This is a genomic window from Falsihalocynthiibacter sp. BN13B15, from assembly GCF_041205415.1.
GTDB classification, from domain to species: domain Bacteria; phylum Pseudomonadota; class Alphaproteobacteria; order Rhodobacterales; family Rhodobacteraceae; genus Falsihalocynthiibacter; species Falsihalocynthiibacter arcticus.
Window position 1 is genome coordinate 1 of the sequence record NZ_JBGFCE010000061.1, and the last position, 1,037, is coordinate 1,037.

The following is a 1,037-nucleotide window of genomic DNA, read 5'->3' on the forward strand; positions in this document are numbered from 1 at the left end:
TCTGTGGATAGCGGTCATGACCGGGAAATCACTTTCCCAATGGGCAATGAAACTGCCACGTTGACCGGAGTTAATTATTTCCTTGGGTTTACACTTCCGAATATCTATTTTCACCACACTACTGCGTTCAATATCCTCCGCCACAACGGTGTCTCGGTATCAAAAATGGACGACTTTATCGGTGGCCTTTAGTAATTTGCCTGAACCATAATTTTGGCCGGGCAGTTAAGGAAACATGGTACCTGCAAAGTCTGGAGCCGTAGACCAGACAAAGTAGAGCTTTTTTGTGGTCTGTGTCGGTTTAAAGAATAGCCCAGTTTCAGGCGCACTTGAATGTCGGCTTCCAATGTGGCGGTATGATTGTCTCGCGCATGCGGCGAAAGTCCGCAATCCGCCTTAGTGACCGAGTCTGCTTCCGGCCCTAAACAGACCTTGATGCATTGCGCAGCGAAAGTCGGCTGTGAGCTTCGCCTACAATATGTGTTTTGTGGCGCGATGGTCGAAAAGTACCTGAACATAATCCGATGCGTTGCCACAACTCACTGTAACAGTTCTAAATTTCAATTAGAAATCCATTGCAGAAGGCGAACATAGTGCGCAGTATTCATCCAAAGTCCGCTCCACATATTTGAGGCAACAATGTCAAAACTGGTTATTTTCACACTTCTTACCATTATTTCAGGGTGCGCCTTGCATGACCCTAACGATGTTGCCGGTCGACTCAGTCGCGAATTCGCCAAGGGTGAAAAATTGATGCTTGCTTGTGAAAAGAACGAAAAAAAATGTCCCGCTTACTTCGATTTCAAAAGAAAATGGGAATCTGAAATAAATAACTACACGACATTTGAAGCAGCTTTGGCAAAACACAAAGCAAGAGCTGCTAGTGGATACGCTTTTTAAGTTCCGAAGAGTGTACTCTCGCAGTGCAGACCTTGGTTCAACGCTCTGTTAACGACCGAATTCGGCCCTTAATGACGAATGCTGCGGTTGCGGGAAAGTCTCGAGCCAACTTCTAGCGAAGATGTCGCGAACGGCCC

General features: G+C 46.5%; 2 protein-coding genes. Both read left to right on the top strand.

Features of this window, described 5'->3' with window-relative positions; all coding sequences use genetic code 11:
* Nucleotides 1-192: DUF1993 family protein (locus tag AB9F26_RS22125; RefSeq protein WP_369769114.1), on the top strand; the 192-nt coding region annotated here is incomplete at its 5' end.
* A 447-nt stretch (nucleotides 193-639) separates the two neighbouring features.
* Nucleotides 640-900 carry a hypothetical protein gene (locus AB9F26_RS22130; protein ID WP_369757865.1) on the top strand — a complete coding sequence of 87 codons (261 nt, stop codon included), beginning with the start codon at nucleotides 640-642 and terminating at the stop codon, nucleotides 898-900.
* Nucleotides 901-1,037: the final 137 nt, after the last annotated feature.

Bases quoted from the DNA above. Each gene is read 5' to 3' on its own strand.
- AB9F26_RS22130 (WP_369757865.1), top strand. From the start codon at position 640: ATGTCAAAACTGGTTATTTTCACACTTCTTACCATTATTTCAGGGTGC.